The following is a 22,489-nucleotide window of genomic DNA, read 5'->3' on the forward strand; positions in this document are numbered from 1 at the left end:
GCCTCAGCCCGCCCCCGTCCCCGCGCCCGCCCCGTCCGGCGATTACGACGAATCCAGCATCCAGCAGCTCGAAGGCCTGGAAGCCGTGAGGAAGCGTCCCGGCATGTACATCGGCGACACCTCCGACGGCACCGGCCTGCACCACATGGTGTTCGAGGTCGTGGATAACTCCATCGACGAGGCGCTGGCCGGCCACTGCGACGATATCGTCATCACCATTCACGCCGACAACTCGATCTCGGTGGCCGACAACGGCCGCGGCATCCCGGTCGGCGTGAAGATGGACGACAAGCACGAGCCCAAGCGCTCGGCGGCCGAGATCGTCATGTGCGTGCTGCACGCCGGCGGCAAGTTCAACCAGAACAGCTACAAGGTGTCCGGCGGCCTGCACGGCGTGGGCGTCTCGTGCGTGAACGCGCTGTCGAAGTGGCTGCGCCTCACCGTGCGCCGCGACGGCAAGAAGCACTTCATGGAATTCCACCGCGGCGTGCCGCAGGACCGCGTGCTCGAGCACGTCGACGGCGTCGAGGTCAGCCCGCTGAAAGTCATCGGCGAGACGACCAAGCGCGGCACCGAGGTCCATTATCTCGCCGACGACGACATCTTCGGCACCGTCGAATACCACTACGAGATCCTCGCCAAGCGCCTGCGCGAGCTGTCCTTCCTCAACAACGGCGTGAAGATCCGCCTCATCGACCAGCGCACCGGCAAGGAAGAGGACTTCGCCTTCGCCGGCGGCGTGAAGGGCTTCGTCGAATACATCAACCGGACGAAGTCGGTGCTGCACCCCAACGTGTTCTACGCCGCCGGCACCACGCGCATCCCGACCGGCCACGGCCACGACGCCGAACTGGGCGTCGAGGTCGCGATGCAGTGGAACGACAGCTACGCCGAACAGGTGCTGTGCTACACCAACAACATCCCGCAGGCCGACGGCGGCACCCACCTCACCGGCCTGCGTGCGGCGATGACGCGCGTCATCAACAAGTACATCGAAGAAAACGAGATCGCCAAGAAGGCCAAGGTCGACATCACCGGCGACGACATGCGCGAAGGCCTCGCCTGCGTGCTCTCGGTGAAGATGCCCGACCCCAAGTTCGCCAGCCAGACCAAGATGAAGCTGGTGTCCTCGGAAGCCCGCCCCGCGGTCGAGGAAGTCGTCGCCGGCAAGCTCACCGACTTCCTGCAGGAAAACCCGATCGACGCGAAGACCATCTGCGCCAAGATCGTCGAGGCCGCGCGCGCCCGCGACGCCGCCCGCAAGGCGCGCGAGATGACGCGCCGCAAGGGCCTGCTGGACGGCGTCGGCCTGCCCGGCAAGCTCGCCGACTGCCAGGAGAAGGATCCCGCACTGTGCGAGATCTACCTCGTCGAGGGTGACTCCGCAGGCGGATCCGCCAAGCAGGGCCGCGACCGCAAGTTCCAGGCAATCCTGCCGCTCAAGGGCAAGATCCTCAACGTCGAGAAGGCGCGCTTCGACAAGCTGCTGCAGAGCCAGGAGATCGCCACCATGATCACCGCGCTCGGCACCGGCATCGGCAAGGAAGACTACAAGCCCGAGAAGCTGCGCTACCACCGCATCATCATCATGACCGACGCGGACGTCGACGGCGCCCACATCCGCACCCTGCTGCTGACCTTCTTCTACCGCCAGATGCCCGAGCTGGTCGAGCGCGGCCACATCTACATCGCCCAGCCGCCGCTGTACAAGATCAAGCACGGCAAGAACGAGATGTACATCAAGGACGAAGCGGCGCTCAACCAGCACCTGCTGAAGCTCGCCCTCGACGGCGCCGCGCTCGTGCCGCGCACCGGCGCCGCCCCCATCGTCGACGAGACCCTGGGCGGCCTCGCCCGCAGCTACCTGCTCGCCGAAGCGGTCATCAACCGCCTCTCCGGCTACATCGACGGCGCGGTGCTGCACGCGATGCTCGCACACGACATCGAGATCAGCCTCGCCGACGAAGCCGCCACCGCCGCCGCCGCCGCGCGCATCCGCCCGCACCTGCCCGACGAGGTCCAGATCCGTCCCGAATACCATGAGGGCTCGGAAACCTGGCGCATCGCCATCGAACGCATGCTGCACGGGAACCGCAAGCGCGGCTGGATCGACGAGGAATTCATCGTCTCCGGCGACTACCGCAGCATCCGCACCGCCGCCGCCGCCATCGCCGACCTGATGGGCGAGGGCGCCGAGATCCGCCGCGGCGAGAAGAGCCAGCCGGTCACCCGCTTCGCCGACGCCATCCGCTGGCTACTCGCCGAAGTCGAACGCGGCCTCAGCAAGCAGCGCTACAAGGGTCTGGGCGAGATGAACCCCGAGCAGCTGTGGGAAACGACCATGGATCCGGCCGTGCGCCGCCTGCTCAAGGTGCAGATCGACGACGCCATCGCCGCCGACGAGATCTTCACGACGCTGATGGGCGACGACGTGGAACCGCGCCGGGCGTTCATCGAGGGCAACGCGCTGTTTGCGCGGAATATCGACGTGTGATTTTTTGTAGCGGGCGTCATAAATTGACAGTTTGCTAAGCGCAAACTGGCACAAGCGCGAAGGGCGGAGAATCCAACGGACTCTCCGCCCTTTCTACATTCTGTGCTGGGCGCGTAGCAATGCCACCAAAGGGACGCGGACTCGCAGTTGCGGGCGATTATGCCTGCTATAGCAGGCGCAATCTCTGGAATCGCGGCACACAGAGATAGCCGCCTATTTTGCTAGGCTTATTTTTGAATCGAAGGGCATGCCGAGTTATACTCCTATCAAAATAGGAGTATTGTCCATGGCACGTCGCGTCGTTCCCACCGTCTTCCCTGTCGACCCGCAGCTCACCACCAGCGAGGACCTCGGGCTGGCCATCCGTGCGGCTCGCACCGCCAGCGGCCTCACGCTCGAGGAGGCGGCGCTGGCGGTGAGTATTGCCAAGCAGACGCTCGGTGACCTGGAGGCGGGCAAGCCGACGGTCGGGCTGGGGATAGCCTTGCGCGTGGCCAAGGAGCTGGGGGTGAGTCTCTTCATGGCGCCGGCGACCGAGGCCAGTTCGATTTCGCAGCTCATCCGTGAGGCGCGTGCGTGATGGAACTCGACGTCCTGATGAATGGGGAGCTTGCCGGCACGCTCGGCTACACGGCGGCGACCCACCGCTACGTGTTTCGCTACAGCCCGGTGTGGCTCTCGCGCAAGGAGCGCTATGCGCTCGGGCCGACCTTGCCGCTCGAAACCGGGGCGGACACCACCGAGGAGCAGCACAGTGCCGCGGTGCGCCAGTTCTTCGAGAACCTGTTGCCCGAGGGGCAGGCGCTCGATGATGCGGCGAGCACGCACAAGCTCTCGAAGGGCAACCTGATGGGGCTCCTGGCGGCGCTGGGCGGCGAGACCGCCGGAGCGCTGCAGCTGCGCCTGCCCGGGACGGTGGCGACGCCGGTGCCCGAGGCGCGCCGGCCGTTGTCGCACGCCGAGCTCTCGGAGCGCATCCGCGCGCGCCCGTTTCATCCCTTCTCCGTGTGGGATGGGCGGGTGCGCCTGTCAATTGCCGGGTACCAGGACAAGATTGCCGTCTTCGAGGAGGCCGATGGGCAGTGGGCACTCGTCGAGGGGGGGCATCTCGCCTCGACCCACATCCTGAAGCCCGAGCCGGTTGCCGCGCAGCTGGCGGGGCTCACCGGCAACGAGTTTTTCTGTATGCGGCTCGCACACCGGGCCAAGCTGCCGGTTGCAGAAGTTGCGCTGGTGCGTGTGCCCGAGCCGGTGTTGGCGGTGAAGCGCTTCGACCGCGAGCTTAGCGGCGGACGCGTGGTGCGCCGGCACATCATCGACGGCTGCCAGGCGCTGGGCCTCTCGTCCGCGCTCAAGTACGAGCGTCCGTACGGCGACACTCGGGACGTGCGCGACCTGCGCGAGGGGGCGTCGCTGCCGATGCTCTTCGCGCTCCTCGAGCACTGCCCGCGGCCGGCCGCCGAACGCCTCGCCCTGTTGCGCTGGACCCTCTTCCAGGTGCTCATCGGCAACACCGACGCCCATGCCAAGAACCTCTCGTTCTACGCCGGGCGGGAAGGGCTCACGCTGGCGCCCGCGTACGACCTCGTGTGCGGGTTCGCCTTCGACGGGGTCCAGCTGCTCGACACCACCTACGCCATGGCCATTGGCGATGCGTTTCACGCGCAGGAGCTCTCGCCCTTCGAGTGGGCAAGCTTCGCCCACGCCTGCGGCCTGCCGCTGCGCCAGGTGAGCATCGAGCTCGCCCGCATGGCCAAGCGCGTCGCCGAGAGCCTGCCCGGGACCCTCGAGGATGCGCGGGAGGCCGGCGTGGCGCCGGCCCTCGTCGAGCTGCTGCACGCGATTGTCGTCACCGAATGCGAGCGCCAGGCGCGCATGGCGCCCGAAATCGCGAAAGTCGACCCGGCGCTCCTCTGACGGCGCCGGGTCCCGCCGACCCAAACAGGTAATTGAGCGACAAATCCCTAAGCGCGAATGGGTCAGCTGCGTAGTAACACCCCGGGGGCGAAGATACTGTCCCGTTAGTGGGGCAACGAAAACCTCACACAGCTTTTCCGCGGCGAATTGAAGCGCTGCGCCTGACCCGCGATGGCCGTGGCCTGCGTTACGGCATCACAAACACCTGTCTCGGTCCCGTAAGCAAATCGAGGTAGGGGAAAACGGGGACAGACCACGATTTGCGCAGTCGTGACGCGCTGGATGAGGTCCCTGACTTATGCCCTTCCCCGCCCTACCTCCGACTCCCCCATCCAGTAGCAAAGCAAGGCCGCCGGCACTCGCATGACGCGCGCTTCCGTTTCCGGCAGCTCCCTGATCACCCCGAAGTCATCCAGCGATTTCGTCACCACGTAGCCGCGGTCGATGGCCTTCTGCCGGCACAGTTCTACCAGGCCCTTGAGTTCGCGCACGCCGGTGTGCTGGGCACGGTATTTGACCTCGAAAGGGATCAGTTGCCCGCCGACTTCCGCCACGAGGTCGACTTCTTGGTCCTTCCTTCCGCGCCAGTAGCTGAAGCGGACGTTTTGCGGGTAGTAGCGGGCGAACAGGTGCTTGAAGACGGCGGTTTCGGTGGCGATGCCGAGGGCGGCGGCGTCCTCGAGGATCGCTTTGCCCTTGAGCATCACGGCGGGGGCGATGGCGGCGTCGGCCAGGTAGACCTTGAAGCGCGCACGCAGCACGTCCTTGCCGTAACCGAAGGGCGGCAGGCGGTAGATCAGGTGGGCCGCCTGCAGCAGTTCGAGGAAGTTCTGGGCCGTCGGTCGCTTCACCTCCAGGTTCGCGCACAGGTCGGGCATGTCGAGGAGCCCGCCGTCGTGCATGCACAGATACAGGAACGTGTGCTCCAGGTCGAGCACGCGGCGCACGCCGAAAAGCGCGGTCATGTCGCGTTTCAGCACCTTGTCGATGATGTCTTCCCGCAGCAGGCGCTGGGCCTGCGTCACGCTCTCGACTTGGGCCGTCTGCGGAAATCCTCCGCGCACGAGGTATTCGTGGAAGTGCCCGACGTAATGCGTGGCGGACTCGCCGACCCGATACAGCTCGGGCTGTGTCCAGTCGAAGAGGTCGCGGAGCGTGCCGATCCGGGGCAGGGCGGGCAAGGACAGTTTCTTGATCTGCAGGTATTCGTAAAAGGAAAGCGTCGTCAGCCGGATCGCGTGCCAGCGTCCCATTCCGGACTCCTGCTCGGCCTCGATGAGCGGCATCGCCGAGCCCGTGAAGGCGATCCGCCGATGCCTGGCGAAGTCGACCTGATGCTTGACCCAGGTTCCCCAGTCGCGAATGAACTGGGCCTCGTCGAGAAACAGATACTCGTTGCCATCGACCCGCGGCTCGCGCTCGCGCCAGGCTTCCAGCACGGCGTCGATGCCGGCGAGCTTCAGCAGCGGATGGTCGAAGGTCGCATAGAGGATGTTGCCGGGAGGCACACCCCGCTCGAGCAGCGCATCCACGGCCTGCAGCATCAGCGTGGTCTTGCCAATCTGGCGCGCCCCCGACAGCAGCACGGCTCTCGGGGCGGGCGGGCTATCCACCCACTCGTACAACTCCCGGAATGCCGCCCGGCGCCACTCCGGCAGATCGGTGATGGTCTCCCCGCGCCACCACGGATTGAACTGGGAGAGGATGGAGATGAGTTCGTCTTGAGATACCTTCATGAGGGGAAAACGGCATCTGTATCTTAAATAGTTAATGTGTAGTTTAACTATTCGTGCACATTAGTCCACCTCATGAAGTTGACGGCATGCTTCCGATTCCCCCGTCGCCGAACCGGGTCGCGCGTCGGCGCCTCAATCAACCACCCGGAATATCTCCCACCGCGGCGAGCCGGACACCACGTAGGGTTCGAGCTCCTTGCTCCACTGCCGGTGGGCCTCGATGGTGCCCAGCTTGTCCCATGCGGCGTTGAGTTCGGCGAGGTCCTTGATCCGGATCTCGGATTGGACCGTGGCCTCGCCCGCCCCGATCGAACCGGTCAGCAGGCTCGTCTTCTCCTTCGTCCAGCCGATCTGGCTGCCGATGTCCATCATCCACTTCTGCATCGCCTCGACCACTTGCGCCTTGTAGCCGAAGCGGGCGTCGATGCTCCATCGCGCGATCATCATTTTTCCTCTCCTGTCTCTGTCGGGCTTCCCCCTCGCCGGAGATCACCAACACTCACAGGTGGATCCCGGAATGTGAATATAGATCAACGAAAACCGAGGCACGACCATCCGCAGGGATGCCGGGCCCGGCGGATTCAGGGCACTGCCCGAACGGCTGAACGGCTGCAAAGCTGTTCCGGGCCCAACCTACAACGCTCGCCGCTGCTCCAGCAGGAATGGCCGGTCGATATGGTCGGCCAGTTCGTCCATAACGGGATCAGAAATCCCCTGCGCGACAAAATGCGCACGCCAGTCGTCGACGACCTGCGCCACCCTGCGTGCTTCCGCGAGCGCGCCCTGTGGCGTGAGCCAGTAATGCGCAGCCGCACTCAACGCATTCTCGATCGACGATTCCGCGCCCTGCGTTCCGACCGCCATCGCCTGGTAGCCCAGCGAATGACCGATCGGCAGGACGTCGAACGCCGGCGCCAGGACGTACTGCTGGTTCGCCCGGACCAGCAGTACGTGGTTCTTCTCGTGGTCGTCGGTGTTGTCGATGAGGATGTTGAATATCAGGCGCCGGAAGAGCTCGTGCATCTGGGCGCGATTGAGCTCGGCCACACCGCGCCGCCGGAGCAGAAGGGCGAGGTTGGGGTAGGACGCTTCGACGCCTGCCGCCTTCAGGGCGACGTTCGCGGACAGGGCGTGCACACGGCGTCCTGATTCGCGGTCGAAACGACGGATCGCGACGGCGGCGCCATTCCTGAACCGCACAGGCCTTGTCTCGGCGACGGTGATCCCGGCTTTCGCGGCCAGCGTCATCGCCGCGTGCTCGATCAGGGCTTCTTCCGGCCGGTCGTCCTCGGCGAACTTGAGCACCCACTCCACGCCTTCCATCTGAAGCAAGGCCTTCGGGCGTGCGCCGCCCATCGTGACGCCGGGCGCGAGCAGTTTTCGTTGTCCTTCGTCGATCGGCTCCCTGGCCAGCACGCGACGGACGACCTCGTGAACGGCATCCACATCGGCGAGTCTCGGCAAGGGACCGATCTGGCGGGGGAGATAGGCGGATCGGGAGCTCGACACGCCCAGCGCGCCGAAGCGGTCGTCGCCGGCGTAGTACAGGAACTCCAGGAGGGACAGCCTCGGTGGGCGGTCGAGGAGGCGGATCACGCGTTCGCCCCAGCGATCCGGACGGGCATCGTCGACGGCGCCGGCAGCGGTGTCCTTTTCCTTCGGGAAGTGCTCGATGTCGCTGAGAGGAAGGTCTTCGCTGAGCGCGAAGCCGTGCCTGAGCCAGGACTCCGCGTAGCGCAGGGAGACGGCGCGGCGGCCCATGACCAGATTGAGCTCCCCGACCAGGACGGGGACTTCCGGATTGCCCAGATACCAAAGATGAAGCGTGTCGGGCGGAGGGGCGGTCGGGCTCATCAGCTCCCTTCCTTCTTGCCGCGAAGGGCCGTGCGCGCGGTTCGCGTCCTGGTCGCACGCAGGCGGCTCGCCTGACGGACGTCGGACTCCAGCGCCCGCAGGTCCTTGCCCGGCTCGGCGAGCTCGGCAAGACCGCCGGACAGCCCGAGCAGCCAGAGCGCAGTCGCATAGACCCCCATCCTGACGGTGGGATCGCCTTGTTCGAGGCGGATCAGCGTCGGGACCGACACCCCCAGGCGGCCGGCCCATTGCTTCTGGGATTCCTTGCGGCGCAGACGTGCCAGTGCAAGCTGCTCGCCCAGCGTCTGCAGCGAAGCCGTCACTTCCGGAGGCAGGGAGTCGAGGGCGAGGGAGGATTTTGACATTACATAGACTTTATCTGCGAAGCCGCTTTATCGAAGTATATGTTACGTCGCGGCTTTATCAACTCGGCAATCAGGGGCCGTTCGGGCAAGTGCCTTTGCCAATCCCGCACTGCTTCATCTCAGGACAGCGTAAGAAACGCGGCGCGCGATTCGATGCGTCGGGTCGCTCCTGATCGTCGACTCGTTCATGCCATTGCACGCAGGACGTGGGTACACTGCGTGCTCTGCCCGCGAGGCCCCGCCCCTGCCCATGTCGTTCTTCCGCACCGTGAAATTCCGCCTGATCGGACTCGGCATCGTGCTGATCGTCGTCGGGGTCCTGGTACGTCAGTTCGTCATGCTGCCGGCGGTGCGGGACCGCGTGCATGAAGTCGTGGCGGACGCTCAGTTGTCGATCGCGGCCCTCGTCGCGCAGGATCTCGCTGACAGCCTCCAGATGCGGCGCACCTTGATCGGCGAACTGGCGGCCACGCTGCCCCCTGCGCTGGTGCGCGAGCCCGCGCAGCTCGCGGCGTGGCTCGGCGAGCGCGAACGCCTGAGCCCGCTCTTTGACCGCGGGCTGCGGGTGCTGCGGCCCGACGGCGAGCCCGTGACGGGCAGTCCCAGGGCCATTGCCGGCGATGCATCGTCCCTGTCCGCCGTTTCCGGGGCCGACTGGTTCCATGCTGCACTCGGCGCGGAGGGTCCGGTGATCGGCAGGCCCCACCGGGTCGGGGCCGACGGCGCGGCGATCATCGTCATGGCGGCAGCGCTGCGCGATGGCGGCGGGCGCGTGCTGGGCGTGCTGGCGGGCGAGCTGCGGCTCGACAAGGGGGGCTTTCTCGACGATCTGCAGCAGACGCGGCTGGGCGCAAGCGGCGGATTCCTGGTGGTGTCGCCCGCAGACAAGCTGTTCGTCGCCTCGAACGACCCGGCGATGGTGCTCCAGCCCACCCCGGCGCCTGGCGTCAATCCGCTGCTCGATCGCGCGATGGCGGGCTACCGGGGCACCGGCATGATGGTCGACGCGCAGGGCGAGCAAGAACTCGCGGCCATCGCGGCCGTGCCGGACAGCGGATGGCTCGTCGTCGCGCGCATGCCGGCGGCCGACGTGTCGCAGCCGGTCGCGGAGCTGCGTCGCCTGCTGTGGCGCAATTCGTTCGGGACGATGATCGGCTTGAGCCTCATCCTGTTGGTGGTGATGCCGCGCCTGCTGCGTTCGCTGACGGACGCGGCCCGTTCGATTCGCGAGATGGCCGAAGGCAGACGGGAACTCGCCCCCCTGGCCGTGACGCGCCAGGACGAGGTCGGCGACCTCCTGCTCGGATTCAACCGCCTGGTGACCAGGCTGCACGACAAGGAGCAGGCCCTGCTGCAGACCCTGAAGCAGCTCGACCAGCTCGCGGGAACGGATGCGCTGACCGGGGCGTGGAATCGGCGCCAGTTCTACGACGTCGTGGCGCAGGAAGTCGAGCGTTCCCGCCGCTATCGTCATCCCCTTGCGCTGATCCTGCTCGACGTCGATCTGTTCAAGGGAATCAACGACCGCCACGGCCACGTCAGGGGCGACGAGGTCCTGCAGACGGTCGCGGGCTGCATCCGCAGCGCGCTGCGCAAGCCGGATTCGCTGACCCGCTGGGGCGGCGAGGAGTTTCTCGTGCTCCTGCCCGAGACCGATCTTGCGAGCGCGGCGGTGCTGGCCGAGCGCGCACGGGCCTGCGTCGCCGCGCACCCGATCGCAGGCGTCGGCCGCGTCACGGCGAGTTTCGGGGTGGCCGAGCTGGGCGATGCCGAGTCCCGCGACGAATGGATCGCGCGCGCCGATGCGGCGCTCTACCGCGCCAAGCAGGGCGGGCGCAACCGCGTCGAGGCCGACCATTCGGTGGCGGGCAGCACGGCCGAGCAGGACGGACTGGTCAAGCTCGCCTGGCACACTTCCTATCAGAGCGGCGATCCCGAACTGGACGCCGAACACCGCGAGCTGTTCGACGAAATCAACGCGCTCTGGGCCCTGATCGTCGCGGAGCGGCCCAGCGGGGAGATTTGCGCGCGCATCGACGCGCTGTACCGCACGATGGTGCACCATTTCCGCGACGAAGAACGGCTCCTGCAGCGCATCGGCTACCCCGACCTCGCCGCGCATGTCCGGATGCACGAGGCCCTCGCCGTGAAGGCGGAGGCCTTGATCGCGGATTTCCACCGCGGCGGCGCGGACTTCGGCGCGCTCTTCACTTTCCTCGCCCACGACATGGTCGCCAAGCACATCGTCAGCCAGGACCGCGCCTATTTCCCCTATCTGGGCGCGGCCGTGCCGGAGAGACTCCCCGCATGAAGACCCTGCTGATCGTCTATCACACCATGACCGGCGGCACGCTGCAGATGGCGCGCGCCGCCGCCGCTGGCGCCGCTGCCGACGGCTCGGTCGCGGTGCGGCTGTTGCATGCGCACGAGGCGGGCGCCGACGACGTCCTGGCCGCGGATGGCTACATCTTCGCCACGCCGGAGAACCTGGCGGCGATCTCGGGCCAGATGAAGGACTTCTTCGATCGCACCTACTATGCGGCGCTGGACCGCATCAATGGCCGCCCCTACGCGACGCTCGTGTGCGCGGGCAGCGACGGCAGCAACGCGGTCAGGCAGATCGAGCGCATCGCGACCGGGTGGCGGCTGAAGCCGGTCGCGCCGGCCGTGATCGTGTGCACCCATGCGCAGACGCCCGACGAGATCCTGCGGGCGAAGCGCATCGAGGCGGAGGAGCTCGGCCGTTGCGAAGAGCTGGGCGCAGGCATTGCAGCAGGTCTGGCGCTGGGAATCTTCTGAAGCCGGTCGGCGCCGCACCTCCCATCACGTTTCCATAAGCAGATCTTCCATGACCGACGTAACCATCTATCACAACCCGCGCTGCGGCAATTCTCGCGGCGCACTGCAGATCCTGCGCGAGCGCGGCATCGAGCCGCGTGTCGTCGAGTACCTGAAGACGCCGCCGGGCCGCGACGAGCTCGTCGGACTGATCGCGGCCAGCGGACTCAAGGTGCGCGCGATCATGCGCGACAAGGAGGCCGTGTTCGCCGAACTCGGCCTCGGTTCGCCGGAGCGCAGCGACGAGGAACTGATCGACGCGATGCTTGCCCATCCGGTCCTGATCAACCGCCCGATCGTCGTGACGCCGCTGGGCACGCGGTTGTGCCGGCCGCCGGAGCGGGTGCTGGACATCCTGCCGCCGGCCTGAGGCGCCGCGTCCCGCCCGGACGCACACCTTTGGCTCACGACACGGCCGCATTGTCACCAATGTGGTGCGGCCGGTACGCCCATCGGAAATCAGGCACCGCGCAGTTCATTGTTTTTATTGACTTGTTTCTCCACTGGGCGGCGGCCCGGATTATGCATGACCTCAGACGAGCGTCGATTGCCGCAATGAGCGCTATCGGATAGCTCACCCGGCGACGCAGGGCGGTGGTCGACGATTGTCGACATCAACCCGCCTGCGCCGACTCGGTGAAAGCCTGTTTGTTTTCCAGGACGGCTGAAAGGAAGACCTCCCGGTCTTCTCCCTTCTTTCAAGAGGAGACATGCCATGCCACACCGCCCCATTCGCGAAGTCATCGGCCAACGCCCATTTCCCACGGTCTCGCCGGGCACCACGATCCGCCATTCGTCGATCATCATGCGTGAGATGAAGTCCTCGGCCGTTCTGGTCGTGGACAAGGGGAAGCTGCTCGGTATCCTGACGGAGCGGGACATCGTGTTCCGGGTCGTCGCCCTGGGACTCGATCCGGCCGCCACGCCGGTCGAGAGCATCATGACGACGAAGGTGCAGACGATCCACAAGGACAAGCCGTTCGGGCATGCCCTGCACCTGATGTACGAGGGCGGATTCCGCCACATGCCGGTGGTGGACGGCCGCGGGACGCCGGTCGGCCTGCTCGCCGCCCACGACGCGCTCGACATCGACGGGCTTCAGTTGGGGCAGGATCTGGTGCGCCGCGAGGAAATCTCGGTCATCCTCTGACGCACAGCCGGGTCGTCGCACTGCCTATGGCGGTGCGGCGGCGCGCGACGCGCAGCTGACCCGCTCCCTCAAGCGAGGATCACGCAGGGTGACGGCGTTCCCGCGCATCGCGCCGGAACGCGGCCGGGGTTTGTCCGAAGCGCCGCCTGAACATTTTCCCGAGGTAGCTGACGTCGGCGATGCCGACCTCGTCGGCGAGCACCGCAAGGCTGTGATCCGAGTTCAGCAGGCGCCATTGCAGGTGCTGCAGGCGCATCTCGCGCCAGTATTCGGACGCGGTCACGCCATGGGCGTCGACGAACAGGCGGTCCAGTTGCCGCCGGCTGATGCCGATCGCGCACGCGAGTTCGTCCGACGACTTGTCCGAGGCGAGCAACGTGCGCATCAGCGCGATCGCCCGCCCGACGTGACGCCCGCTCGCCGCCTCCTCGTCGAGCGATCGGAGCGGGTGACGGCTGCTGCGCGCTTCATCCACCAGCATGTCCGCCAGCCCCTTCAGCGCCCGGGCTCGCCCGCAGGCGCGCGCGAGAATCTCGACGGCAAGGTCGATCGCCGCACTCCCACCCGCGCAGGAAATGCGGTCGCCGTCAAAACAGTACAGCTGCTCGCTCACAACCTCGATGCGCGGATAGGACGCGCGGAATTCGACCTCATGCCGCCAATGCACGGCGACACGGTGCCCGGCGAGCAGGCCGCAGGCCGCAAACAGGAAGCTGGCGTTGTCGATCGCGACGAGCCGAACCCCCCGCGCCGCCGCACCGCGCAGGACGCTGCGGTAACGCGGCGCCAGCGCCTCGGTGGCCGCCGCGCTGCGGCCCCCGAACACGACCAGATAGTCGTAATCCGCGTAGCGGAGCTCCGCAGGCGTGAGCTCGACCCGCACGGCCACGCCGCTGCTCGACTCCACATAACCCGGCTCGAGCCCGAGCACCCGCCAGCTGCAATAGCGTTGCCGGCTGTAGTCCTCGTCGTCGGCGGCGAAGCGCAGCTTGTCGAGGAAACCGCCGAAGGGAAGCATGGCGAACTCGGGCAGCGGCAAGAGCAGGAAGCGAATATCCGGGACGGGAGTCCGGGCGTTCATGTCCGGCATGTCCACATTCTCCATCGATCCGTCCAGATCTTACCATCGAGTCGGCCGACACCCGCCTAGACTGTGCCTCGTGACGGAAGGAGGAATGCCGATGGCGCTGCAAACCTGGTTCATCTATCTCGTGGCGGTCTTGGGGCTCTCGATCACCCCCGGTCCCAACGGCCTGCTGGCCCTGACGCATGGTGCGCTGCATGGGCCGCGGATGGCGCTGTTCACGATCCTGGGCGGCGTCACCGGCTTCATCGGCCTGATCGCGCTGGCGATGTTCGGCCTCGGTGCGCTCCTGCAAGTATCCGCGGACGCGCTCCTGGTGCTGAAATGGGTTGGCGGGTGCTATCTCGTGTGGCTCGGCGTGCAACTATGGCGGGCGCCGGCCCTGCATCCGGACGCCGTCGCTGCCCAAGACACGCCGCGCGGCGCGGCCCTCTTCCGCCAGGGACTGCTTGCGGCGATCTCGAACCCGAAGGTGCTGCTCTTCTACGGCGCCTTCCTCCCGCAGTTCATCGACCCCGAGCGCGCCCTGCCGACCCAGTTCCTGGTCATGGCGCTGAGCTTCGCGGCGGTGGAGTTCCTCGTCGAACTCAGCCTGGCACGCCTCGCGCACCGCATCCGGCCGTGGCTGGAACGCGGCGGCAAGCGCTTCAATCGCGTCTGCGGGACCTTCTTCGCGGCAATCGGAGCGAGCCTGCCGATGACGCACTAGCAGGCGGCGAAAACCGTCGCGCCTCGTGCTCACCGGATCCCGCTCACCCTGGCGCCGATCCCTGAATCGCTCGGCGTCCGGGCTACAATCGCGCGTCGCCCTCCCTATCCAATTGCCATGCCCGATTTCCGCGAGCTCTCCACCCTCCTGCGCTCCCGCATGCCGCTCATCGCCATCGAGACGGTCGAAGAAGCGAAGGCGATGCGCCTTCTCGACCGGGCCGCGCGCGAACTGGGCGCCCAGTGCTTCTGCTGGACCGTCGCGGACGGCTTGGCCCACACCAACTTCCGCTACGGTTCGGCGCGCCCGACGGGGCTTTTCGCGATGGTGGAGCAGGTCGACGAGCCCGATCGCGAGGCGAACGACCACCGCCAGGCGATCCCCGACACCCAGGCGCTGCAGTCCGCCCTGCATTTCATCGACAAGCGTGCGGGGAAGGGTCTGTATGTGCTCTTCGACCCGCACCCCTTCCTCGAGGACCCGGTGGTTGCGCGCCTGCTGCGCGAGATCGTGCTCGATCACCCGGTCGCCGAGCGGACGATCGTGCTCGTCGCACCGCGCATGGACTTGCCCGCCGAGCTGGCGCGCCACGCAGTACGCATGTCGCTCGCGATCCCCGATCTGCCGCGCGTGCGCGAGATCCTGCGCGACGAGATCGCCCTGCAGAAGCAGGCGAGCGGCCAGCCGGTGCGCGGCGAGCCGGAGGTCATGACGAGCCTCCTCCACCAAGTGGTGGGGCTGCCGGAGGAAGACGTGCGGCGCCTCATCCGCAACGCCGTGCGCGACGACGGCCTGATCACGGCGGGCGATCTCGAGCGCATCGCCCGCTACAAGCAGGACATGCTCGGCGGGAGTGCCCTGGAGGTCGAGATGAGCGCGCTCGGGCCGCAGGACATCGGCGGGCTCGCACGCCTCAAGCGCTGGCTGGAGTTGCGCCGGCCGGTGTTCACCGGCGAGCGCAGCGTGCCCGGCCTGCCCACGCCCAAGGGGGCGCTGCTGCTGGGCGTTCAGGGCGCCGGCAAGAGCATGGCGGCGCGCGTCACGGCGGGAAGCTGGCGCGTGCCCCTGCTGCGCCTCGACTTCGCCGGCCTCTATGACAAGTTCACCGGCGAGACCGAGCGCAAGCTGCGCGAGGCATTGCGCGCGGCCGAGGCGATGGCGCCGGCTGTGCTGTGGATCGACGAAATCGAGAAGGGCCTGTCGACGGGCGATTCGGAAAGCGACGGCGGGATCTCGCGCAGACTCCTCGGCAGCCTGCTCACCTGGATGGCCGAGCGCAAGTCGCGCGTCTTCCTCGTCGCCACCGCCAACGACATCTCGGCCCTGCCGCCCGAGCTGATGCGCAAGGGGCGCTTCGACGAAATCTTCTTCGTCGATCTCCCCGCGCCCGATGTGCGCCAGGACATCCTGCGCATCCATCTCGCCCGGCGCGGGCTGGCTCCCGAAGCGTTCGACCTCGCGGCCATCGCCGCCGCCACCGAGGGCTTCTCGGGCGCAGAGCTCGAGCAGCTCGTCGTCGCGGCCCTGTATGAGACGCTCGCCGGCGAGGCGACGCTCTCGAATGAACACCTCCTGCGCGAAGCCGCGGCGACGCGTCCGCTCGCGCAGGTCATGGGCGAGAAGATCGAGGCCCTGCGCGCCTGGGCGGCCGAGCGCTGCGTACCGGCAGACTGACCAGCATGGCCGGCAACACCGCGCCAGACCACGATTCACCTTCCCGGCCGCCTGTCCGGCTTCGACAAGGGGGAACGCGATGCGCGCCGTATGGATCTCCGCACTGAGCACGCTGGCGCTGGGCGTCGGTCTTTTCTGCTATCTCGCGCCCCTCGATCCGGGCGTGCTGGCGCTGCAGTTCGCCTTCACGCCCAGGAGCTTCGGGCAGATCGTCCACTTCTGGTCATCGGCCGATCTCGCGCGTTACCGCAGCCACCTGCCCGCGGACTTCGCTTTTCTGTTCGCCTACGGCCTCTTCGGCTATCTGTTGGCGACGCGCACGGGCGTGACGGCCGCGCGGGGGCCGGCGTTCCGTCGCGTCCTGAGCTGGCTCCTGCCGGTCGCCGCGTGCTTCGACGCGATCGAGAATGCGCTGCACTGGTGGCTCACGGAGATGCCGCGCTTCGGTGTGGCGCCGCTGTACGCGGCATCGGGTGCTGCGTCGTCGCTGAAGTGGCTGCTCGTTTTCGGCTTCGGGCTGATGCTTGCCTACGCCGCCTACCGTGCCGAGGAGGACTGACCCCGTAACGCGCTCGCCTTAGCGACATCCCTGACCGACCCCGGCGAACGGCCCCGCTCTTCGTCCCTACCCGTGCTCGAACAGCACGCGGCAGTCGCTGCGCGCGCCGCACATCACCGCCTCGGCAAGCTGCTCGACCGCGTCCATGTTGTGTGCGTGATTGTGGAGAGGGATGCGCACGGTGCGGCCGCCGAGCCGGGCGGGGGCTTCGCTGATCACGTGGGCGAGGGGCGGAAGCACCGCGCCAGGGCGTGAACTCGCTGGCACGACGAGGGGCAGCGGGGATTCGACGGCGGTTTCGATCGGGGACGCCGGTGCGGTGAGGAGCCTGCACAGCACGGACGTCGAACGGTCATACCAGCACGCCCACACCGTTTCGGCATCGTCTGCCGCGGCCCGGCCGGATGCGCCGACGCCGCACGCGAGAACGCCAAGACCGGCCAGATATGCATGAAGCGTTCCCATGAAATGTCCCTCGTATATCCCTGGGGCATTGTAGGGAACGTCCGTGCGCGGCACGCGGTAATCCCTCACGACCGGCCTTGTCGATAGTCCATGCGACAAGGATTGACGAGACCCGGGCATCCCGGGCTATAATCCGCGCCCTTCCGCAGTCACTGCTGTTTGCCCCGCGCAGGCGCAGTAACGCGACGAAGCCTTGGTGGTGAAATTGGTAGACACGCTATCTTGAGGGGGTAGTGTCGAAAGACGTGCGAGTTCGAGTCTCGCCCAAGGCACCATTCAGCAGTCCCAGGCAGTCCGATCTAGGCCAGCAATCCTAAGCAGCACAAGGGTTCTGGCCTTTTTCACGTCCACGCGCCGCCACCGCGCGCTGCCCCTTGGCCCGACACATGCGGGGGCATGCGCGGGGGCATCCTGAGTTCCGCGCCCGCCCGATGCCCCCATCCCCCGCGCTCACGCGGCCGCGAAGGCCTCCGCGACGGCCGGGCAGACGATGCGCCCGGCGTCGACATTCACGCCCGCGGCGAGGTGCGGATCTTCAGCGGTCGCCAGCTGCCAGCCCTTGTCGGCGAGCGCGAGCACGAAGGGCAGGGTGGCGCTGTTGAGAGCGAAGGTGGAGGTGCGCGCGACCGCGCCGGGCATGTTGGCGACGCAGTAATGCACGATGCCATCGACGACGTAGGTCGGGTCGGCGTGCGTGGTCGGGTGGCTGCTCTCGAAGCAGCCGCCCTGGTCGATCGAGACGTCGACCAGCACCGAGCCGAGCTGCATGCGCGCCAGCCACTCGCGCGGCACGAGCCGCGGCGTGCGTGCCCCGGGCAGAAGCGCGGCACCGATCGTGAGGTCGGCCTTGAGCACCAGGGACTCGATCGCCCCGCCGGTCGCGTGGCGGGTGCGGATGCGCCCGGCGAAGAGTTCATCGAGACGGCGCAGGCGGTCCAGCGAAGGGTCGGCGACGGTGACGTCGGCGCCCAGGCCGACGGCCATGCGCGCGGCGTTGTAGCCGACCACCCCGCCGCCGAGGATCACCACGCGCGCCGGCGCAACACCGGGAACGCCGCCGAGCAGCACGCCGGAGCCGCCGTGCGGTTTCTCGAGGCAGCTCGCGCCGGCCTGGATCGCCATGCGTCCCGCGACCTCGCTCATCGGTGCGAGCAGCGGCAGCCCGCCCGCGGGGCTGGTGACGGTTTCGTAGGCGATGGCGGTCGTTCCGGATGCGAGCAGCAGGCGCGTCTGTTGCGCATCGGCGGCGAGGTGGAGGTAGGTGAACAGCACCTGGCCGGGCCGCAGCAGCGCGCATTCCTGCGGCTGCGGTTCCTTGACCTTGACGATGAGTTCCGCACGGGAAAAGACCTCTTCGGCGGTGTCGACGATTTCCGCCCCTTCGGCACGGTAGTGCTCGTCCGCGAGGCCGATCGCCGTGCCCGCACCGCCCTGCACCAGCACGCGATGACCGTGGGCGACCAGCTCGCGCACGCTGTGCGGCGTCGCACCGACGCGGTATTCGTGGGTCTTGATTTCCTTCGGGATGCCGATTTGCATGATCGATGGTCCGTGGGAAGGCAGGCAGCCCGCCTGCGGGGTCCGTGCCGGTGAAATGCGCGGCGGCGGCAACCGTGGATGATGAACGCGCCAACGCCCGTCTGTCATGCTGCATTACAACATGCACGCGAACGCCCGCCCCGGGGTATCCGAAGAAGTATTACCAAAGTCTTATTAATAGGCCCGCCGCGGCGCACCACGGCGTGATTTGCGGTTTTTTGTTTTCCTTCCACCGGATTGCCTGCTAGCCTGTCGGCATCGCAGGAAAAATCCGATCGACCACACGCAGCCCCCTCGAAGACCATGACACCTCGGCAAGGTTTCGAACGCGTATCACCCACCGACATCCGCCTCGGCGAACCGCTGCCCTATGCGGTGTATGACGGTTCCGGGATGCTGTTGCTGCAGGCCGGCTTTGTCATCAATACCGCGAAGCAGCGCGACGTGCTGATCGCCAACGGCTGCTTCATCAGCAACGCTGCACACCCGAAGCCGGCGCATCCTCCGCTGCCGGTGGCGTCGGTGAGCGAGGAGCACAGCTCCTTCGAGATGTTCGATCTCCTCAAGCTGCGCCTCAAGCGCACCTTCGACCTGTACAAGCACGGCCACCTGGGCGACGAGTTCGTGCCGCGCATCGAGGGCATCGCGCTGACGATCCAGGAGGCATGCACGCACGACACCGACTCGGCGCTGGCGAACCTGCATCTCGACTACGACAGCTCCTACGCGGTGATCCACCATCTGCAGGCGGCGATGCTGTGCGAGCTGATCGGCAAGAAGCTGGGGGTGCCGGACGAGTCGCGCCTGCCGCTGATCAAGGCCGGCCTCACGCACGACATCGGCCTGCTCGACATCCAGGACACGCTCGACCGGCAGGTCGAACCCCTGACGCCCTTGCAGCGCGAGCGCATCAATCGCCACCCGATCGACAGCGAAACCATCCTCGCGGGCCTGGGCGTGCGCGAGAAGACCTGGCTCGATCCGGTGCGCCACCACCACGAGCGCCTCGACGGCACGGGCTACCCGGACGGCAGCGCGGGCGAGGCGATCAGCCTGCCGACGCGGGTGCTGGCGATCGCCGACATCTACAGCGCAATGGTGCGCGACCGCCCCTACCGCAAGGCGATGGTGTCGACCGAGGCGATGCGCAAGCTGATGCTGGAGCAGGGCTCGGCCACCGACAGCCGCCTGATCGGCATGATGATCAAGGAGATCGGCGTCTTCCCGCCGGGGGCGACCGTGCGGCTGGCCAACGGCGAGATCGCCGTCGTGAAGAAGCGCACGACGAACACCGCCTGTCCGCTGGTATTTTCCTTCGTCCGCGCCGACGGCATGCCGATGCTGACGCCGGTGCAGCGCGAGACCGCGCACGAGGGCTGCCGCATCGAGGGCATGGTGCCGTTTTCCAGCCACCGCGGCTCCGTCGTGGTGCTGCGCGGCCTGTGGCACCGCAACTGAGGACGAGCACGATGAACCGCTTCGAATGGAAGCCCGAATACTCCGTGGACGATGCCGAGATCGACCGCCAGCATGCGGAACTGATCGCGATCATCAACGAGCTAGCCGACCAGCTGCACGGCGAGGGCCCGTCCGACGGGGCGCGGCGCGTGTTCGACCACCTCGCGCATTACGTGACGACGCATTTCGCGTACGAGGAAGAACTCATCGCACGCGCCGGCTACCCCGATGACCGGATCGCCGAGCACCAGGCGGAGCACAACACGATCCTGCGCCAGGTGCAGGAATTCGAGCGCGTGTTCGAAAGCGGCGACCCCGCGGCGCTGCAGGCACTGATGCCCTTCCTCTATGGCGAATGGCTGATCCATCACATCTGCGGCACGGACAAGGAATACGTGCCCTGGCTCGTGGCGGCACGCTGAAGCCGCGACGGCGCACGCGACCGGGAGCGCCCAAAGCGGGTAATGCCAGGAGATCGACAGGCGCGCGATCTCATGACAATTTGATCGCGGGCGGACTAGAATGAGCCGCTGACCCGACCCTTGCGCGGTTCCTATCGCCATGCTCCGCATCCCTGACCGCTTCTACTGGGTGCTTCCGCTCGGGGCATGGACGCTGCTGATCCTGCTGTCCCTCGGCCTGACGCTGCAGCAGAGCCAGAATGCCGCGTTCGCGACGGCACGCCAGCAGGGGCGCGACATCTTCCACATGATCGAGGCCATGCGCCTGTGGAATTCCCGCGCCGGCGGCGTTTTCGTGCGCCAGAGCGAGTCGACGCCGCCGAACAAGTATCTGGAACTGCCCGAGCGCGACCCCGTCACCACCTCCGGCATCCACCTCACCACCGTCAATCCGGCCTACATGACGCGCCAGATGGCCGGCGTCATCGAGAGCGAGAGCGGGATCCGCATCCACATCACCAGCCTGCGCCCGATCAATCCGGGCAACGTCGCCGACCCGTGGGAGGCGCAGGCGCTGCTGGCCTTCGAGAAGGCCGGCGAGAAGGAACGCAGCGAAATCCTCCATGCCGGCACGGAACCGCTGATCCGCTACATGGCGCCGCTGTTCGTGCGCAAGGAATGCCTGGATTGCCACCAGCAACAGCATTACAAGATCGGCGACGTGCGCGGCGGCATCAGCGTGTCGATCCCGGCGGCGGATTTCGTCACCCGCGTCGATGCGTCGCGCCGCCAGCTCGTCATCACGCACGTCGGCGTGTGGGCACTCGTCGCGCTGATGCTGCTGATCTACCTGCGGCAGTATCGCCTGCAGTGGAAAAACCTCAAGAATCTCACCGCGACGCTCGAGGACCGCGTGCGCGAGCGCACCGCCCGCCTGGAGGAGGAAAGCGCCGCGCACCGCGCCAGCGAGCAGGCGGCGCGGGAGCACCACCAGCGCTTCCTCGACCTCGTGAACACCACCGACGGCATCGTGTGGGAAGCCGATGCCCGGACCTTCGTGTTCAGCTTCGTCAGCCGCAAGGCCGAGAGCCTGCTCGGCTACCCGGTCGAGGACTGGCAGACGCCCGGTTTCTGGGTCGCGCACCTGCATCCGGAGGACCGCGAATGGGCGCCGCAATACTGCGCGTCGTGCACCGGCCGGCTGGAACCCCATCGTTTCGAATACCGCTTCATCGCCAGGGACGGGCGCGTCGTGTGGCTCGAGGACATCGTCACGGTGGTCGCCGAGGACGGCGAACCCAGGCTGCTGCGCGGTCTGATGGTGGACATCACCGCGCGCCGCGAGGCCGAACTCGAGGTGCGCCACCTCACGCAGCGCCTGACGCTGGCGACGCGCGCCGCCCACATCGGCATCTGGGAATACGAACCGCACAGCGGCAAGGTGGTGTGGGACAGCACCATGCACGAACTGTTCGGCGTGAGCCCGGACGAGTTCAGCGGGCGCTTCGAAGACGTGTTGACGCTGGTCCTGCCCGAAGACGTCCCGCACCTCACGAAGCTGGTCGACGAGGCCCTGCGCACCGGCGGCGACTTTGTCACGACCTTCCGCATCCTGCGCCACGGCACCGAGATCCGCCACCTGGACGCCCAGGCCGTGCTGGTGCCGGGCAACGGCCACCAGCCGGTAAGGATGATCGGCGTCAATCGCGACGTCACCGAGCGCAAGCGCAACGAGCAGGAGCTGCTGCGCCTGGCGACCACGGACGTGCTGACCGGCTGCTACAACCGCGGCTACCTGCAGCGCATGCTGGAACTGGAGATCGAGCGCGCGCGGCGCCACGGCGACGTGCTGTCGCTGCTGATGTACGACCTCGACCACTTCAAGACCATCAACGACACCTGGGGCCACGGCGTGGGCGACGCGGTACTGGCGCAAGGCGCGGCGGTGGTGCGCGAGACGATACGCCGCACCGACACGCTGGCGCGCTGGGGCGGCGAGGAGTTCATGGTGCTGTGCCCGCGCACCTCCGCCAGCGAAGCGAAGGTGCTCGGCGAGCGCGTGCAGCAGGCGCTGCGCGAGCACCCGACGCCGCCCGCGGGTGTGGTCACCGCGAGCATCGGCGTGGTCACGCTGCGCCCCGAGGACGACGCCGACACCCTGCTCAAGCGGGCCGACGACCTGATGTACTGCGCCAAGGAGGCCGGCCGCGACCGCGTGTGCTGCGACACCGACCCGGCCTGACGAC

At 67.2% G+C, this 22,489-nt stretch carries 20 protein-coding genes and 1 tRNA gene; 14 read left to right on the forward strand and 7 right to left on the reverse strand.

Annotated features, from left to right (window positions below; all coding sequences use genetic code 11):
• The 3 genes from gyrB to GO615_RS22515 all read left to right on the forward strand — a co-directional run.
• On the forward strand, positions 1-2,494 hold a 2,494-nt coding region (gene gyrB / locus GO615_RS22505), incomplete at its 5' end, for a DNA topoisomerase (ATP-hydrolyzing) subunit B (RefSeq protein ID WP_211167308.1).
• Positions 2,495-2,780: 286 nt separating this feature from the next.
• Positions 2,781-3,074, forward strand: coding sequence for a helix-turn-helix transcriptional regulator (locus tag GO615_RS22510; protein WP_169132122.1), 294 nt, complete (start codon positions 2,781-2,783; stop codon positions 3,072-3,074).
• Positions 3,074-4,411: a HipA domain-containing protein gene (locus GO615_RS22515; protein ID WP_169132123.1), complete on the forward strand. Its 1,338-nt coding sequence runs from the start codon at positions 3,074-3,076 to the stop codon at positions 4,409-4,411. The genes GO615_RS22510 and GO615_RS22515 overlap by 1 nt, the downstream gene beginning before the upstream one ends.
• 296 nt (positions 4,412-4,707) lie before the next feature.
• Here the strand turns inward: GO615_RS22515 and GO615_RS22520 are convergent, their stop codons facing one another.
• From GO615_RS22520 to GO615_RS22535, 4 genes are all read right to left on the reverse strand, one after another.
• Positions 4,708-6,147, reverse strand: coding sequence for an ATP-binding protein (locus tag GO615_RS22520; protein WP_169132124.1), 1,440 nt, complete (start codon positions 6,145-6,147; stop codon positions 4,708-4,710).
• Positions 6,148-6,279: 132 nt separating this feature from the next.
• Complete coding sequence (locus GO615_RS22525) at positions 6,280-6,594, reverse strand: hypothetical protein (protein WP_169132125.1); 315 nt, start codon at positions 6,592-6,594, stop codon at positions 6,280-6,282.
• Positions 6,595-6,780: 186 nt separating this feature from the next.
• Positions 6,781-8,001, reverse strand: a complete 1,221-nt coding sequence (locus tag GO615_RS22530; protein WP_169132126.1) for a type II toxin-antitoxin system HipA family toxin — start codon at positions 7,999-8,001, stop codon at positions 6,781-6,783.
• Positions 8,001-8,366, reverse strand: coding sequence for a helix-turn-helix domain-containing protein (locus tag GO615_RS22535; protein WP_169132127.1), 366 nt, complete (start codon positions 8,364-8,366; stop codon positions 8,001-8,003). The genes GO615_RS22530 and GO615_RS22535 overlap by 1 nt, the downstream gene beginning before the upstream one ends.
• Before the next feature lie 250 nt (positions 8,367-8,616).
• Here GO615_RS22535 and GO615_RS22540 point away from each other — a divergent pair, with 250 nt between their 5' ends.
• The 4 genes from GO615_RS22540 to GO615_RS22555 all read left to right on the forward strand — a co-directional run bounded on the left by GO615_RS22540 (position 8,617) and on the right by GO615_RS22555 (position 12,354).
• On the forward strand, positions 8,617-10,677 hold the full coding sequence (locus GO615_RS22540) for a diguanylate cyclase (protein WP_169132128.1): 2,061 nt from the start codon (positions 8,617-8,619) through the stop codon (positions 10,675-10,677).
• Positions 10,674-11,165 carry a flavodoxin family protein gene (locus GO615_RS22545; RefSeq protein ID WP_169132129.1) on the forward strand — a complete coding sequence of 164 codons (492 nt, stop codon included), beginning with the start codon at positions 10,674-10,676 and terminating at the stop codon, positions 11,163-11,165. Before GO615_RS22540 ends, GO615_RS22545 begins: the two co-directional genes overlap by 4 nt.
• Positions 11,166-11,214: 49 nt before the next feature.
• Positions 11,215-11,574, forward strand: coding sequence for an arsenate reductase (glutaredoxin) (gene arsC, locus GO615_RS22550; protein WP_169132130.1), 360 nt, complete (start codon positions 11,215-11,217; stop codon positions 11,572-11,574).
• A gap of 345 nt (positions 11,575-11,919) precedes the next feature.
• The gene (locus tag GO615_RS22555) at positions 11,920-12,354 is read left to right on the forward strand and encodes a CBS domain-containing protein (protein WP_169132131.1); all 435 of its coding nucleotides are present in this window, start codon (positions 11,920-11,922) and stop codon (positions 12,352-12,354) included.
• A gap of 79 nt (positions 12,355-12,433) precedes the next feature.
• Here the strand turns inward: GO615_RS22555 and GO615_RS22560 are convergent, their stop codons facing one another.
• A complete protein-coding gene (locus GO615_RS22560) occupies positions 12,434-13,435 on the reverse strand; it encodes a GlxA family transcriptional regulator (RefSeq protein ID WP_169132132.1) in 1,002 nt (333 codons plus the stop codon).
• Positions 13,436-13,535: 100 nt separating this feature from the next.
• Here GO615_RS22560 and GO615_RS22565 point away from each other — a divergent pair, with 100 nt between their 5' ends.
• The 3 genes from GO615_RS22565 to GO615_RS22575 all read left to right on the forward strand — a co-directional run bounded on the left by GO615_RS22565 (position 13,536) and on the right by GO615_RS22575 (position 16,380).
• A complete protein-coding gene (locus GO615_RS22565) occupies positions 13,536-14,147 on the forward strand; it encodes a LysE family translocator (RefSeq protein ID WP_169132133.1) in 612 nt (203 codons plus the stop codon).
• Positions 14,148-14,264: 117 nt separating this feature from the next.
• Complete coding sequence (locus GO615_RS22570) at positions 14,265-15,821, forward strand: Ycf46 family AAA ATPase (protein WP_169132134.1); 1,557 nt, start codon at positions 14,265-14,267, stop codon at positions 15,819-15,821.
• 79 nt (positions 15,822-15,900) lie between these two features.
• Positions 15,901-16,380 (forward strand): hypothetical protein, encoded by a 480-nt coding sequence (locus GO615_RS22575; RefSeq protein ID WP_169132135.1) that lies wholly within the window; start codon positions 15,901-15,903, stop codon positions 16,378-16,380.
• A gap of 66 nt (positions 16,381-16,446) precedes the next feature.
• On the opposite strand, the gene GO615_RS22580 is transcribed toward GO615_RS22575, so the two are convergent.
• Entirely contained in the window at positions 16,447-16,845 is a 399-nt protein-coding gene (locus GO615_RS22580; RefSeq protein WP_169132136.1) for a hypothetical protein, read from the reverse strand.
• Positions 16,846-17,035: 190 nt separating this feature from the next.
• On the opposite strand from GO615_RS22580, the gene GO615_RS22585 reads away from it, so the two are divergent.
• Positions 17,036-17,120, forward strand: a tRNA-Leu gene (locus GO615_RS22585).
• A 175-nt stretch (positions 17,121-17,295) separates the two neighbouring features.
• Here GO615_RS22585 and ald read toward each other — a convergent pair.
• Entirely contained in the window at positions 17,296-18,384 is a 1,089-nt protein-coding gene (gene ald, locus GO615_RS22590; RefSeq protein WP_169132137.1) for an alanine dehydrogenase, read from the reverse strand.
• Positions 18,385-18,687: 303 nt separating this feature from the next.
• Between ald and GO615_RS22595 the strand changes: the two genes are divergently transcribed.
• The 3 genes from GO615_RS22595 to GO615_RS22605 all read left to right on the forward strand — a co-directional run bounded on the left by GO615_RS22595 (position 18,688) and on the right by GO615_RS22605 (position 22,485).
• Positions 18,688-19,842, forward strand: coding sequence for an HD-GYP domain-containing protein (locus GO615_RS22595; RefSeq protein ID WP_169132138.1), 1,155 nt, complete (start codon positions 18,688-18,690; stop codon positions 19,840-19,842).
• Between the two features lie 11 nt (positions 19,843-19,853).
• A complete protein-coding gene (locus GO615_RS22600) occupies positions 19,854-20,264 on the forward strand; it encodes a bacteriohemerythrin (protein ID WP_169132139.1) in 411 nt (136 codons plus the stop codon).
• A 139-nt stretch (positions 20,265-20,403) separates the two neighbouring features.
• Positions 20,404-22,485: a diguanylate cyclase gene (locus GO615_RS22605; RefSeq protein WP_169132140.1), complete on the forward strand. Its 2,082-nt coding sequence runs from the start codon at positions 20,404-20,406 to the stop codon at positions 22,483-22,485.
• The last annotated feature ends 4 nt before the right edge of the window (positions 22,486-22,489 follow it).

The sequence above is a fragment of the Aromatoleum evansii genome, assembly GCF_012910805.1.
Taxonomy (GTDB): Bacteria; Pseudomonadota; Gammaproteobacteria; order Burkholderiales; family Rhodocyclaceae; genus Aromatoleum; species Aromatoleum evansii.